At 54.3% G+C, this 13,943-nt stretch carries 11 protein-coding genes and 2 pseudogenes; 4 read left to right on the top strand and 9 right to left on the bottom strand.

Annotation, left to right across the window (positions count from 1 at the left end):
- The first annotated feature begins 214 nt into the window (after positions 1-214).
- Entirely contained in the window at positions 215-856 is a 642-nt protein-coding gene (locus WA225_RS04360) for a hypothetical protein (RefSeq protein WP_175553960.1), read from the top strand.
- 108 nt (positions 857-964) lie between these two features.
- Here WA225_RS04360 and WA225_RS04365 read toward each other — a convergent pair.
- The 3 genes and pseudogenes from WA225_RS04365 to WA225_RS04375 all read right to left on the bottom strand — a co-directional run bounded on the left by WA225_RS04365 (position 965) and on the right by WA225_RS04375 (position 2,211).
- Positions 965-1,464: pseudogene (locus tag WA225_RS04365) on the bottom strand (arsinothricin resistance N-acetyltransferase ArsN1 family B).
- Positions 1,465-1,551: 87 nt separating this feature from the next.
- On the bottom strand, positions 1,552-1,857 hold the full coding sequence (locus WA225_RS04370) for an aquaporin (RefSeq protein ID WP_256668307.1): 306 nt from the start codon (positions 1,855-1,857) through the stop codon (positions 1,552-1,554).
- 81 nt (positions 1,858-1,938) lie between these two features.
- Positions 1,939-2,211 (bottom strand): hypothetical protein, encoded by a 273-nt coding sequence (locus WA225_RS04375; RefSeq protein WP_175553959.1) that lies wholly within the window; start codon positions 2,209-2,211, stop codon positions 1,939-1,941.
- Between the two features lie 96 nt (positions 2,212-2,307).
- On the opposite strand from WA225_RS04375, the gene WA225_RS04380 reads away from it, so the two are divergent.
- Complete coding sequence (locus WA225_RS04380) at positions 2,308-3,084, top strand: AraC family transcriptional regulator (RefSeq protein ID WP_218586347.1); 777 nt, start codon at positions 2,308-2,310, stop codon at positions 3,082-3,084.
- A gap of 347 nt (positions 3,085-3,431) precedes the next feature.
- Here WA225_RS04380 and WA225_RS04385 read toward each other — a convergent pair whose 3' ends face one another.
- Positions 3,432-5,303, bottom strand: a complete 1,872-nt coding sequence (locus WA225_RS04385) for a hypothetical protein (protein ID WP_175553957.1) — start codon at positions 5,301-5,303, stop codon at positions 3,432-3,434.
- 59 nt (positions 5,304-5,362) lie between these two features.
- Entirely contained in the window at positions 5,363-7,042 is a 1,680-nt protein-coding gene (locus tag WA225_RS04390; RefSeq protein ID WP_175553956.1) for a hypothetical protein, read from the bottom strand.
- A gap of 284 nt (positions 7,043-7,326) precedes the next feature.
- On the opposite strand from WA225_RS04390, the pseudogene WA225_RS04395 reads away from it, so the two are divergent.
- Positions 7,327-8,391: pseudogene (locus WA225_RS04395) on the top strand (NAD(P)/FAD-dependent oxidoreductase); the annotation flags it as partial.
- A gap of 133 nt (positions 8,392-8,524) precedes the next feature.
- On the opposite strand, the gene WA225_RS04400 reads toward WA225_RS04395, so the two are convergent.
- Positions 8,525-9,310 (bottom strand): DeoR/GlpR family DNA-binding transcription regulator, encoded by a 786-nt coding sequence (locus WA225_RS04400; protein ID WP_422606992.1) that lies wholly within the window; start codon positions 9,308-9,310, stop codon positions 8,525-8,527.
- A gap of 253 nt (positions 9,311-9,563) precedes the next feature.
- On the bottom strand, positions 9,564-10,457 hold the full coding sequence (locus WA225_RS04405; protein WP_422606993.1) for a LysR family transcriptional regulator: 894 nt from the start codon (positions 10,455-10,457) through the stop codon (positions 9,564-9,566).
- Positions 10,458-10,542: 85 nt separating this feature from the next.
- Here WA225_RS04405 and WA225_RS04410 point away from each other — a divergent pair, with 85 nt between their 5' ends.
- Positions 10,543-11,319, top strand: a complete 777-nt coding sequence (locus tag WA225_RS04410; RefSeq protein WP_422606994.1) for an NAD(P)H-dependent oxidoreductase — start codon at positions 10,543-10,545, stop codon at positions 11,317-11,319.
- Between the two features lie 218 nt (positions 11,320-11,537).
- Here the strand turns inward: WA225_RS04410 and WA225_RS04415 are convergent, their stop codons facing one another.
- Positions 11,538-12,560 carry an AbrB family transcriptional regulator gene (locus tag WA225_RS04415; RefSeq protein ID WP_422606995.1) on the bottom strand — a complete coding sequence of 341 codons (1,023 nt, stop codon included), beginning with the start codon at positions 12,558-12,560 and terminating at the stop codon, positions 11,538-11,540.
- A gap of 91 nt (positions 12,561-12,651) precedes the next feature.
- A complete protein-coding gene (locus WA225_RS04420) occupies positions 12,652-13,920 on the bottom strand; it encodes a hypothetical protein (protein ID WP_422606996.1) in 1,269 nt (422 codons plus the stop codon).
- Positions 13,921-13,943 lie beyond the last annotated feature (23 nt).

Here is a 13,943-nt window from a genome sequence, read left to right on the forward strand (position 1 = left end):
GGCGAACTCGACAAATGTGGCAGGTTCACCACCCATGACTGTAGACCTCCTCAGCGAACTGCGGAATGAGGCAAATGCATTTCTGAGCGCGCTTGCATTCACACACATCTGTACCGCGAGTAAGTAACGGGATAAAGATCTTCAATAAGGTGAGATACGGCCGTCAAAGTGGCATGGGGACTGAAGATGGATCAACGTAGAGGGAGACAAGAGCATGGCACGAGGTGCAGTTTTTTTTGCAGGAATGACCAGGGCTCAGTTGCGCGCCTGTATCCGATTGCGGCTGAAAGTGCGAGAGTTAGAGGTGGCCTTTCAGGATGAATTGATTTCCGATCTTATCGCTGAAAAACACTACTATTGCGCTGTTCACGACCTGCGTCCAAGCCAATTCCGCATGCTCAACCGACCTGGAGGCGGCTATGACTTTTATGGTCTGTTTGATTCAAATAGATGGCATAAAGTGTCTTGGTCTCAGTGCTTAGATCCAAGGGATCAAAACGACTGGATTCAATCTGCCCTGCGCTTGGCATCCGCGCCATTCTTAACCGCTCGAAGGCGCGCGTTCCCCATTTGTGAACGTTGTGGCATTTCTCCCTCTACCGAGGTGGATCACGTTAATCCCGAATTTCGAGCAATAGTTCATCAGGCTATGCATCTAATGACGACTTCTGAGTTCCATAAAGCGTTTCGTGGTTTTGATTGGTGGAGCGAGAACCCGTTCATCTTACCTGCAGACAACCCCGCTCTCGCTTTCACGCTTAAGGCACATCAAAGCGCGACACTACAGGCCGTGTGTAAAGACTGTCACCTACAAAACGCTGCAGATCGTAAGCCAATGCGGATTGGATCCGAGTAGCAACGTTTGCTCCCAATCACGGGGGCTAGTGCAGTGGGCTTCGCGTGAGCACTTTAGAGGACGTCGTCTTCGGCACTAACTACCTAGCGGGTTGATGGACGGCCAAGCTCAGACAATTACGCCGTCCTTCAAGTTACTGAACGGAATGATTTCTATTGGCGGAGTACCAGGACGAAGTGGTTTGCGCCAATAACCCACGCTATGCCATTGGCCGTGCTTGAACCCAACCTCCGGATAGGTGCCGATGTGTGTGAACCCGAGCGCCTCATGGATACCGATGCTCCCCGCGTTGGGTAAGGCGATACCGGCATAGGCGGCATGAACCCCCTACTTCTCTAGGACTGGTAAAAGCTGCTGATAAGCGCACGACCAACCTCTTTTCGGTGCACAGCCGGATCGATGTACACGGTGACATCCACCGACCAACGATAGGCTTCTCTCGCTCGATGCTGGCTTGCGTAAGCGTATCCAACGACCTTGCCTTCCACCTCGGCTACCAGATAGGGATACGTCGGCAGTGTTGCGGCTATTCGTGCGGCCATCTCATCAACAGTCGGTGGTATCAGCTCGAACGAGATGACCGTGTCCAAAACCATTGGCGCGTAGATAGCCTAGATGGCAGAGGTATCAGCGGGTGAACCGTGAACTTTCCTTCAAACGGGATCACCGCATCCACGTACCGCAGAGAGCACCGTTTACTGAATTTGGAGCTTCTGCTCGTGGAGACCAGGCTGCGGGATATATACGACGACGTCTTTACCACCGAGAACCTTCGCCAGGAACAGCGCCGTTAGCCCACCGAAAAACTGCGCAATGATGAACGGCGCTACGTCTGATATCCGTATCCCCGAGAACGTATCAGTGAACCCGCGAGCAATCGTCACCGCCGGATTTGCAAAGCTCGTAGAGGAAGTAAACCAGTAGGCTGCGACAACATACGCGGCAACCACCTGAGGCACTTTTGCCTTGTGATATTTATCGCACAGCAGAATTGTAAGCACCAATCCCGACGTTGCCAGGTACTCACTCCGGCGAGTATGTCCATCTCCAATGGCGAGGTGAAAATGGTCGCCCCAAGATGATTATCGCCGCTCAGCAACCTCAATGTGATTGTCGACAAGCAGCCGCAATCGGATGTCATTGATGGTCATGAGGTCGAACAGCCCCAAGGCTTGCAATGCTGGCAAAGCATCAAGAATATCTAGTTGGGCCATTAATTTGGCTTCACTTTCGGCATCGGCTGACAACCAAGAGCGGGCATTTACCAAAAACGCACCCACTGTGCCCTTTCGGACTTGGATTCCATTGGTCTGCATCGAGTCGATATGATCGGGTAGTAAATCGTGTGCACGCATAATTGGGTGGATCCGTGAAGTTTGGGAGACTCAAATTAGCGCGTAAGACATCTATGCCGCTCGTTGAGAACGGTCAACTTATACGTGTGAATGGTCATGAGCTCAGTCAAGACGGCAACAATCGACATCCCTCCATCAATATTCAGTCCCGTTCTAGCGGTACGCGCGATAGACGAGCAGGTGATTAAGAACACCCAGCCCCATCAGCATCACTGCGGTCAATTGTTCGGTACTATGCGTGGTTTAGTCGCAGTAGTAGTGGGCGAGCATCACTGGATCGTTCCAGCTGGGCGTTTGGTTTGGATTCCTGCCAATTGTACCCATTCGTTGCAATCCTACGGCCCCCTTCAAAGTTGGAGCATTTACCTCGATGAAGAAGCCTGCCAGCGTCTACCCGCGGATCCGGGAACGATGCAAACGACCTCCCTTCTCAACGAAGCCGCATGCAGGGCCGCACGTTGGGAGGCCGGCGACATCACTGAAGCGCAGAAGCGAATCGCTCTGGTGATTTTGGATGAAATCTACTCACTACGTCACGATGCAATCGGGTTACCGATGCCCAAGGACAGCAGAGCATTACGTGTGGCAAATGCCCTAGCTTTTAACCTGTCGGATAACAGAAGTATTGCTGAATGGGCGCGTTGGACCGGATCCTCCTCGAAAACCCTTTCACGGCATTTCATTGATGAAACGGGTATGACATTCGGCCAGTGGCGGCAGCAGGCAAGAGTATTGCGTGCACTTGAGTTGCTTGCTAGCGAACTCCCTGTAACCACTATTGCACTGGAGTTAGGTTATGAAACCACCAGTGCATTTGTGGCAATGTTCAAACGCTGGCGAGGAGTCGCGCCGGGTCGACTCCGTAAAACCTAATCCTCGAGCCGGTCGACTTTCATCGACCGCTCTGGCAGTCCGCAACGGGTGACGCACTCATCCTGAAATACTCCTGTGTAGGCCTCTTCTGCGTAAACCAGGCCCTACTCGAGGGCCAGCGCCGACATCAGCAAAAAGAGATTAAAATGTGACTACTCTGAATTCAGGTCAGGAACGGCTTGTTGATACTATCTAGTCAAAGCTACCGGTATGCTCTCCCCTACCAGGGCTGGGTAGCTGTTCCGGTGCCTTCTGGGAGATTGGGTGAGAAAATAATACTGTTAATTGCGCCAGAGCAGTCGATCAGCCGCGATGAACCTATCCGTTAGCACACACTGCCACTGAACCTACCAACCGTCAGATCCTTTCAAATGCCGCCGCACGACAAGTTCGTATATGAGCCGTGGCCGGCCATTGCCCACGCCTAACGCCTTATCTACAAGCTTATGAGAATCGTCGCCGGTCCAAAGCCCAATGATATCTTCGAGCAGCCAGGTACCCAGGCTTTTGCCCAGATTAGCGGCACGAGGCATAGAAAGTGACATGGAGGCGTTCTGCTTCATCAGGTCGACCATCAGCCTTGCGGGCATCACTGGCAAACAGCTGCTCGCATAGGCCGGACCAAGTAGCAGCAAGAAGCTGGCCAGCGTCTGCTGTGCAATGTCGTTGAGCTGATCGCGTTTGAGAAAATACGCATACGATTTCTTGGTACTAACCTGCAGCCTTTTAGCTTGAATTAATGTTGCTCGTTGGCTAAGACAGACACCTTCATCCGTTGCCTTAAAAATCAGGCAAATGTCTGTTGAGAAACGCGGATGGTCGACGCCAGAGCCCCCTTCCTCTGGTTTTCCAATGATTCTCTGCGAAAGGCTGAATTCAAATCTTTCACGTGAGTCCAACGCTTTGGCTGCAGAGACGAGACGGTTGGATAACTGCTCAAGGCAATGCTTCAACTGTATGAACAGCTCAGCTAGATGCGTTTCTTCACCAGCGTGGAGGTTATCAAAGATTTCTCCGCCCACCCGCTTAGCCAGCTCATTCACACTCAACTCAAAAAGTAGTTCTACTCGAGCATCATTCAACCAGGTTCTAGGTTGAGAAACTGCGGTGTCAGCTAATGGCACAGCGACGCCACGCTGTGCTTCAACCATCAAGTCCATCACGTCCGGAGCTCCCCGAAGCATACTTATACAAGCACGGCCTCGTCGGTTGGCCAGTGTTGTATCAGGGTCGATGTGAGCAGCCACAGTCTCTTCAGCATACTTGGCAAGTTCGATAATGGTTAGCAACAGTTGTTCATCTCGTCCGATGGCGCCCATGACCAATAAGGTCTCGATCGTGGCCTCCTCCAACTCCCGGTCCCCGACGATCACTGCTACAAGCTCCTCCTTCCAAGAGCTCATAGCCGCAGCGCCTAAGTTGGACAACGCGTAATGCATTGGGTCTGCATTCACGCCAATACCGAACTCAACGAGCAGGTCAGCCACCTTTCTCATCTGGCCTGAAATTTCCAGGTGAATGGGAGCTTCGTCACATTGCTTCTTCGAAGGGGCGTACCACAACGCATATTGCAAGTTACCGAACGTACTCGCGGCTGCCCACTCAGCACACAAGAGTGAAAACTGATGAGGGGCCGATTGATGTCCTGCAGCGCCGATCGCGCGCAGGACCCGCCTGAGTTGTCTTTCGTTACCGCTCAGAGCCCGTAGCTGAAGAAGAGTAACCTCCAAGTCCGTGCGGTTGTACCTGATGAAGTCGATAACCTCATCAGCGATCACCTCATCGCTGGCTAGTGCCGGGAAGTCCCCGATGATTTCTCGAAATGCTGTGCTGAACATCAAAAAATTTTTGGCCGCGAACGACTCCAACGCCAAGCGCCTAACGGCTGAAGAAAACTCGCTCCAGCGAAAGTTTCCGTATTGCACAATTTGGCTTCGCGTGGTATTGGCCGCAAAACCATGTGCTTTTAGCGCCATGTATACGTTCGAAAACATCTCATCGCTGAGGGCGAGGGTTTCGAGCTCAGCAGAAAATAATTGTTCCACAGCATCCCAGTTGACCAGACCTCGTGCTTCGGACCGACCGATTGGGCCAGCGTTAACGATGGCAGTCAACGCTGCTTGTATAGACTCATAGCTTTCTGGAACCGACTCAACTTGCTTGGCTGGTCCGCCGCCAATGTTGCCGAAGAGCCAATCCATATCCTGTTCCATATCCATTTAACCGTGTCCCTTTTTGCTTGGGCAGATAACGTTTTTAATTCTGATTTATCGCTAGGCTATCGGCCCCAGCCCGGCCCCTGCATTTTGGGACCATCTCTTTTGTCCATGGCTCGCTTATACCCGGTGCCGATGGTGGAATAGTGTTGCTGCACGCGACGTTGAAGTTCGAAGCTGTAGTCACTTCCCCCAGCTGCAACCACAATCAGTCGACTGGGTAGAAGCTCGCGATGTTCACCGCCCAGAACGGCCAGCGCATCCTCGTGCTCCTCCAACATCCGCCCGACCCCACTGCTTTCGCTGCACAACCCAAAAGCGAAAAAAGAGGCCCAATCCCAGCCGTTTTCCCGCGTTGAGACGATGATCGACCCGGCTTGCACGTCTGTATCAGGTTTGACCAATGCACACGCTCGATCAACCGTTGGCCATGGAACACTCGCCTGCCGTAATCCACAGTGATAAAAAGCGTAAAAATCCCGTTGCGGGTCATTCAGCTTTTCCAGCTGGGTCAATTTATGCGGCCCGCTAGGCTTACTTCCGATGTCAGCCTTACCATTTTTACTCACCTTGCCCTGTACCAACGCAACCTTACGCACCACCAGCCCGCCCACGTTGACGTCTACAATGATGCCGAAATCCGCCCCCAGATGTGCTTCAGCTGTGGTTCCGCCTAATGCCAACGTGCCCATGAAAGACGTCACTTTGGGGAACCCCATGCTATCGATTTTCGGCCCTGCCCAGCGCTCTAGCTCAGCGCGAAAACTGCTCAGGAAAGCCCCCGTGGAATGCTCTTCGTGCGCATCGGCCAAAGACAACTCTTTGGAAAATCGCTGTGCGGTTTGAAAGCCGGCCCAATACAAAGCCCATTGCACCCAGTGCATGACGTGTTCTGGCCGGGTCAACTGGTGAGCCAGGTGATACCAGCGATCTGCCGGTTCTAGATCTTCATGCACCGCTTGTTGGACCGGACGGGTGCAACTTGCCAGCATCAATTCTGTGGAACCGCTCACGACCGATGTGAAGGAACCCAACGCGGTGAACCCAACTCCGCCCTCACTACACGCCACCGTACGGAGGCGCACAGTCTCTTCAATCCATTTTTCGATCTGCACCGTAGTCGGCATCGTTTGAAAGAGTAAATTGCCGGCTACTTGTAGTGCTGCCGATATGTCGCTTCGGGTTAAATGCTGCTGAATTTCGTCTAGTAGAGCAGCGCTGTCCCCGTTGACCCAACCCTGGCGCAACAACGCCTGCTCCAACGGGTGCAACTGCTCTTGCAGTTTTTTTCCAGCGATTAGCCATGCCTTGGCTCGTTCCATCTTCTGGCTTAGTTCCTGAAACTGCCGGGCCACATCCTCAACCTGGCGGTTGTGTGCGGCGACCTGTTCCTTGCGACGCGCTGATTCATTAGGACCACTAGCTTTGCCCTTTTGGTCAGCCAATACCTGCTCTGCTGTCGCAACCAACTTTCGGGCGGAGAACCCTTTAATCAGCCGTCCTAACCGGCCTTCACTCTCTAGTTCACGCAATTGTTGTCGGGCCTTTTGCAATTCCTCGATAGGCGACCGCAAGTCGGTTTTTAGCTCATTTTCCTCCGTCGTTCGCGGCAATCGAGTCAGTTGGCTTTGTGCTGCCTTGGCCTCCTTCAGACTGAAAGACATTTGATCAACGACAATGCGTAGCTGTGTCTGAACATTATTGAAGCTAATCATGACATCGGCAGAAAGAGCGGCATGCATGCTTAAAACACATCCTGTTTGAGAGGCTAAAAAAGTCAGGACCACTGTAACGTAGAGGCTCCGCCCCGCACCATCAAAAAGCCATCACCCGATATCCCTTAGCAGTCGATGACACCGTCGCTCGTGACACTTCAATAACCCGACGCATTTCGATGAAACGCTCAACGACTGACTATCGTCGCCCCAAAATTTCCTTGAGTCCCAAAAAATACAGGCCTGAACACGGCTCAGCATCTGTTGACTATTCTGCAAGTCAACATCGCCTGGGTCGGATAAGCTGGACCACCGGCAGCCTTTCCGGCGACGGCGCAATGCGCAAACAGATGCGCGCGAAACTCGGCGACGATGTCGATGATTTCATCTGGCACCTGCGCTGGCGCGGGCACGAAATCATCCAGCAACGCGTCGAGAAATACGCCATTCAATGCGATCTCAAACACGGCCATTTGCACGCCGCGTACAAGCCCAGTCACATGACCGACCTGCGCAAGGATTATGAAGAGGCCGTACGGCGCGGATTAGGTGATGAGGTCAGCCTGCTCGACCGCAGCCAGGTGCGCGATCTGCTGCAAAGCGAGCTCTACCACGGCGCAATCAAGAACACCCGCAACATGCATCTGCACCCGCTCAATCTGTGCATCGGTGAGGCGCGGGCGGCGGAAAGTCTCGGGGCGCTGATCTTCGAGAACAGTGAAGTGCTGGAGATCATTCACGGCGCTTCGCCTGGCGTAAGAACCGCCCACGGCCAGATCGACGCCAAGCAGGTGATGCTCGCCGGCGACGTCTATCACAAGCTCGAACCGGGTCAGCTCAAGGGCAAGATTTTCCCGGCCATGGGCGGCATTGTTACCACGGCGCCCCTTGGCGATCTGGCAAAACAGATCAACCCCGAAGACCTCGCGGTGTACGACTGCCGTTTCGTCCTCGATTACTACCGCCTCACCGCCGATGGCCGCTTGCTGTTCGGTGGCGGCGCCAACTACAGCGGCAAGGATTCACGCGACATCGCCGCCGAGCTGCGCCCGTGCATCGAACAAACCTTCCCGGCGCTCAAAGGTGTGCAGATCGATTACCAGTGGAGCTGCGCGATGGGCATCGTGATCAACCGCATCCCGCAACTGGGCAAGCTCTCGGACAACGTCTGGTATTGCCAGGGCTACTCGGGACACGGTATCGCGACGACGCACATCATGGGCGAAATCATGAGCCGGGCGATCACCGGGCAGATGGAGCAGTTCGATACGTTTGCCGCGTGTCAGCACATTCGTGTGCCGATGGGGGATTTGCTCGGTAATCCGCTACTGGCCGCCGGGATGTGGTACTACCAAATGCTTGAGCGCCTGCGCTGAAAGATGGGGTGAATGTACCGACCCCTTCGCGAGCAAGCTCGCTCCCACAGTTGACCGAGTTCTATCTCAGAAACGCGTTCGAATGTGGGAGCGAGCTTGCTCGCGAAGGGGCCATCAAAACAACCACAAAACCTCAATCCGCCAACTGCTCGACCACAATCCCCAACCGCCGATAATCCTCGACACTCCCCGACGCCACATGCCGCTCGGTAATCAGCGTATGCAGGCGCGTACACGACGCCACCACAAACGGCTCCACCGCCCCGAGCTTGTCCGCCGTGGTCACCGCAATCACCCGCGCCGCGCCCTCCAGCATCGCCTGCTTCACCGGCACTTCATCGAAATGCAGCGAGGTAATCCCCACCTCCGGATGAATCGCACACACCCCGGTAATCGCCAGATCCGCCCTGATCCCGGCCAGCAACCGCAGCGCCTCATGCCCACCCGCCGCCATCGTTCGCGGGTTCAACTGGCCGCCAGCAAGAATAACTTTCACACCCTTGAATTCCGACAAGGCAATCGCCGTCATCGGCGAAGCGGTCACCGCCGTGATGCTGATATCTGCACGCAACGAGCGCGCCACCTGCAACGTGGTCGAGCCGGAGTCGAACAGCACAATCTGCCCGTCCTCGATCTCCTGCGCCGCCCGTTGCGCCAAGCGAATTTTCACCTCATCGGTCTCGTCCAGCCGCGTGAAGTAATCCTTGCCGGAGTCCTTCGGACGCGGCAGCGCCCCACCGTGGACACGCTGTACCAGTCCGGCGTTGTCCAGTTCGGCTAGATCGCGGCGGATGGTGTCTTCGGAGACTGCGAAGTGCTGGCTCAAGTCGGACGCCATGACTTTACCGTCACGTTCGAGGAGCAAAAGGATTTTCTGTCGACGCAGGGACGGCAGTTCAGCCGCTGAGTGATCGCGCATGGTGGTGCCCGTTTGTGCTTGTAGTTGCAGGTTTCTGCGAGATTAGCGAAAGCCCTGAGTAAACACAAACTGGCGGGATATCAATTGTTTCGATCTTTGGAATCAACACGGCGAATTTTTTCTTTGCTTTCAGCCTGTTCAGAATGGCCTCACTTCTAAAAGGCTCAGGATGAACACCTCATGAATCTCAATTTTGCGTTCGCGTGCATGATCGTCGTGTCGTTTGCGATTGCCTTGGGCCACGCCTAAGGTCTCACACCGACGCCAACAGATGCTCACGCAGCCATTTGTGCGCCGGATCGCGATGCGAGCGTTCACCCCAGAACATCGCCATTTCGTAACCGGGCACTTCGAGCGGCGCGCCGACCACTTGCAACGCCGGGTTGCCGCGCACCAGCCGTGACGGCAGCATCGCCACCAGATCGGTGCTGGCCAGCACCGACATCGCCATCAGAAAGTGCGGCACCGACAACACCACTTTGCGCATCAGCCCGACATCGGCCAACGCCCGATCGGTCACGCCGAAAAAGCCCCCGCCCTCGCGCGACACCATCACGTGTTCCAGCGCGCAGAATTGTTTGCGTGTGGGTGCAGACTTCAATCCCGGATGCCCGACTCGACCGGCCAGCACATAACGCTCGGTAAACAGCGGCCGTCGATGCAGCTCCGGCGGCGCGTCTTCACTGATGTGCAGTGCCAGATCGAACACGCCCTGCTCGGCCTGTTTGACCAAATGTGCCGGCGTCAGATCGAGCACCGCCAGCCGCGTGCCCGGCGCCTGTTCGCGCAAGCTGCTCAGCGCCGGCAACACCACCGTCGACTCGCCGTAATCGGTCGCCGCAATTTTCCAGGTGTGCGTTGCCTGCGCCGGGTCGAACGCACTGGCCGGCGCCACCGCCCTCTCCAAGGCTTCCAGCGCCTCGCGCAATGGCTCACGCAACTCATCGGCGCGCGCCGTCGGGCGCATGCCCCGAGGGCCGGGCAACAGCAACGGATCGCCAAAGATGTCGCGCAGCTTGGCCAGATGCACACTCACCGAAGGCTGCGACAGGTTCAGCCGCTGCGCCGCGCGGGTGACGTTGTGCTCGGAGAGCAACACATCGAGGGTCAGCAGCAGATTGATATCCAGCCGTCTCAAATTATTCATGGCTATACCAGACATATCAGACATTCATTTCCAATATACCTGTTGAACACCGATTCTGCTGTCACTCAGCAAACGGAGCTTCAACATGAAAGTACTACTGGTTTATGCCCACCCGGAACCGACTTCCCTCAACGGTTCGCTGCGCGACTTCAGCGTCCAGCGCCTGCAAGCCGCCGGCCACACCGTGCAGGTCTCCGACCTCTACGCAATGAACTGGAAAGCCACCCTCGACGCCGACGACGCCCCGCAGCGCGATACGAATAAACCGTTCCATGCTTCGCTCGACTCGAAAATCGCTTACACCGAAGGCAGCCAGGCCGCCGACATCGCTCGCGAGCAGGAAAAACTGTTGTGGGCCGACGCGCTGATTCTGCAGTTTCCGCTGTGGTGGTTCACCATGCCCGCGATTCTCAAAGGTTGGGTTGATCGGGTGTATGCATACGGTTTTGCCTATGGCGTCGGCGAGCATTCCGACAGCCGTTGGGGCGAGCGCTATGGCGAAGGGAAAATGAAAGGCAAACGGGCGATGCTGATGGTCACCACCGGTGGCTGGGAGTCGCATTACACGGCGCGTGGGATCAACGGGCCAATGGATGATTTGCTGTTTCCGATTCAGCACGGGATTTTGTATTACCCCGGTTTTGAGGTGGTGCCACCGTTTGTGGTGTATCGGACGAGTCGGATGGATGCGGCGCGGTATGCCGAGACTTGTGAGGAATTGGGGCGGCGGCTGGATGAGTTGTGGAGCGCACGGCCGATTGGGTTTCGGCAGCAGAATGGGGGGGAGTATGAGATTCCTGCTTTGACGTTGAAGAGCGATATCGCGCCGGATAGCGAAGGCTTCGACGCACACATCCGCTAGTGCCGCATCAACCACGTAGAGCAAAAGCCCCTCACCCTAACCCTCTCCCAGAGGGAGAGGGGACTGACCGAGTTGTTTTTTCGAGCTACGCCGACCTGGAATATCGAGCCGAACGCAAGTTTCGAACAGCCCACAATCGGCTCCCTTTCCCCCTCGCCCCCTTGGGGGAGAGGGCTGGGGTGAGGGGGACGGATCTAACTGACACACCGCAGCTCTAGTCAGGCCTCTTCGCGCGCCCGCCGCACCTGCACCAACAACGCCGGGGCAAAATGCAGCAACACCATCCGGCTCAAATGATGAGTCAGAATAAACACCACATTCAGCCCCCCACCAAACGCGACAATCGCAATCGTCTCAATCGCCCCCGGCATATACGCCAGCCACAACGACAGCGGATCACTGCCCAACCAGCGCGCCGCCACTTCAGCAAATACCGCCGCGACCACGATCATCAATCCGACCGAGACCAACGCCGTGCGGCCGTGACGCCCCAATTCCGCGACGCCAAGCCCCTGAAACCGTGAACCGATCCGCACACCGAGAATCAGCGCCGCGAGATTCAAACTCCAGTCCGGCATGTGAAAACCGTGCAGCCATCCAGACTTCACAAACACCGCAGTGATGATGATCGCCGTAAGCATGAACGGCGCCGGGACGCCGATCACCAGCAGCAAGCGTCCAAGCAGCACGCTCAGCGCGATCACTGAAAACGCGGTCAGTGCCATGCCTGTCGTCAAAGGATCGCCGTCGGCAACCGCCACCGCAGCGACCTGGCCGGGAATCAGGAAACTCACCAGCACGGTTATCAACAGCAAGCGCATCAGGTGCACGATAATGACCTTGCTCGATGCCTTTTCCGATTCGAGCAAATCAAACACCGCCGCCAGCGCACCGGGATAAACCGCCAACAGTGCATCGGTGCGATTCCAGCCTGCGCCGCGTGTCAGCCACCAACCGGCGAGTGCGATCTGCACCGTCAGGCAGATCAATAACACGCCGAGGCTCGGCAACATCGTCGAAGCCGTCTCGCTGTCCCACGCTTCAAACATCAGTCCGGTGGCGATGCCCAGCGTGACCTGGATGTAGCCGAGTCCAAAAGGGGTTGCCGGGGCGATGCCGGTTTTGCTGGCGAACAATGCGGTAACCACAATCGAGCCCAACAGCAGGCCATGGGGCACGCCTTGGAACTGCAAGAGTGCGCCGAAACCGGCGGCAATCAACAAACAGAGAATGGATTTCATAGTCGCCTTCCTGGCTATCAAAGGGTAGTCGTCCAATATTGGTCAAGCAGTAACTTTCTGGAATACTGTACAACGGCTGACTCAAACTAAATCAGCCAGTCACCTGCGAAGCAGACTGCCCCACTGTTTCGATCGACAATTTGAAAGCATCCAGCTTATTCAACAACTTAATCAAACTTGGATGAAGCCCATGCACGTCAAGTCGGGAAATTTTATTGTACATCCCATCTCCATGATTTTGAGCCATTCCAACCTTCACCATCACCTGAATTTCAGTCGCCGTATAACCAAAATAAAACTCTCGCAGGACAACTTCACTTCCATAGTAGCTCTGCATTTCTCTGTAAAAATCGCAAAAATCAAAATCGACAGGTTTTACTTGAACGCTGGAACTTGGGTATAGAGCCGGGGAAAAATGAATAGCTGCACCCTCACTTCCCACGTGCATTCTAGCAGGTGCACTACCCGTAAACCGCATTCCGTCCTTTATTTTTCGCTTAAAAGAAAAACTCCAATCTTCATCAAATTTCTCTCTACGCTCCAGCATAAAGCGAAAAGTACTTGGAACAGTCACCGAACCTTTTGCTTTCGCTCTTACTGGTATATCAATGGAGTAATAAGCATAGCGCTTCTCCCATTTATCCCATGTACATTTTTTGCAAGGGTCTGTAATCGCAGAAAAATTTATTCCTTCGGCAGTTAGAATCTTATTGGAGCATCCTTCACAGGACTTAAAGCCTCTGCCCTCGACAGTATATTTATTTATTAACTCAAAAAAACCTACTATTCTATCAGGCGTAATAGTCAATTCTCGCGCCCAAACATCCTTTTTAATATCAACAGTAACATTGGTTGCTCTGTCAGGCTTGTGCCAACGTATAATATCAACAGGGATGAGATAAGAATTATAATAAGTCCCAAGTTCTCGATGAAACCGATGCATTATCAAAAAATGAGCTTGTTGATACTGCACATTACTTAGCTTCACACGAGATCCAACTGTGCTTTTCACCTCAATATAATTGCCGTTATAGCTGACATCATGCCCCGGATTATTTACAGGTACCTCTTCACCTGGTAACAACAACTCTGTTAATGCCTCTCCGACAGAGCCCATTACAGTCTTTGGATCGAATCGCTGAGCTAACAAATCTGGCTGCTTACCGGCAGCATAAATACTTTTCGCAACTTCTTTCCTCGCAGCCACTTTCGGCATATCCGCCAAATCCGGATGACCTTTTATGATATCGTCAAAATTCCCGGTAAGCTTTATCTGCTCTGCGACATGACTATCCCATGGTTTCTCCCATTTATTCGACCGAAGCAATTCAAAGGGTAATTTTTCAATTGTTTTTTTCACAAATGCACCAAAAAAATCAGCGT

Origin of the sequence: Pseudomonas sp. (assembly GCF_049300855.1) — a bacterium.
Taxonomy (GTDB): Bacteria; Pseudomonadota; Gammaproteobacteria; order Pseudomonadales; family Pseudomonadaceae; genus Aquipseudomonas.

Excerpts from the sequence above, each read along its gene's own strand:
- WA225_RS04410 (WP_422606994.1), top strand. The coding sequence starts at position 10,543 with ATGAAAGTACTACTGGTTTATGCCCACCCGGAACCGACTTCCCTCAAC.
- WA225_RS04390 (WP_175553956.1), bottom strand. The coding sequence starts at position 7,042 with ATGCATGCCGCTCTTTCTGCCGATGTCATGATTAGCTTCAATAATGTT.
- WA225_RS04415 (WP_422606995.1), bottom strand. The coding sequence starts at position 12,560 with ATGAAATCCATTCTCTGTTTGTTGATTGCCGCCGGTTTCGGCGCACTC.
- WA225_RS04360 (WP_175553960.1), top strand. The coding sequence starts at position 215 with ATGGCACGAGGTGCAGTTTTTTTTGCAGGAATGACCAGGGCTCAGTTG.
- WA225_RS04375 (WP_175553959.1), bottom strand. The coding sequence starts at position 2,211 with ATGCGTGCACACGATTTACTACCCGATCATATCGACTCGATGCAGACC.
- WA225_RS04385 (WP_175553957.1), bottom strand. The coding sequence starts at position 5,303 with ATGGATATGGAACAGGATATGGATTGGCTCTTCGGCAACATTGGCGGC.
- WA225_RS04400 (WP_422606992.1), bottom strand. The coding sequence starts at position 9,310 with ATGCGCGATCACTCAGCGGCTGAACTGCCGTCCCTGCGTCGACAGAAA.
- WA225_RS04380 (WP_218586347.1), top strand. The coding sequence starts at position 2,308 with ATGAGCTCAGTCAAGACGGCAACAATCGACATCCCTCCATCAATATTC.
- WA225_RS04405 (WP_422606993.1), bottom strand. The coding sequence starts at position 10,457 with ATGAATAATTTGAGACGGCTGGATATCAATCTGCTGCTGACCCTCGAT.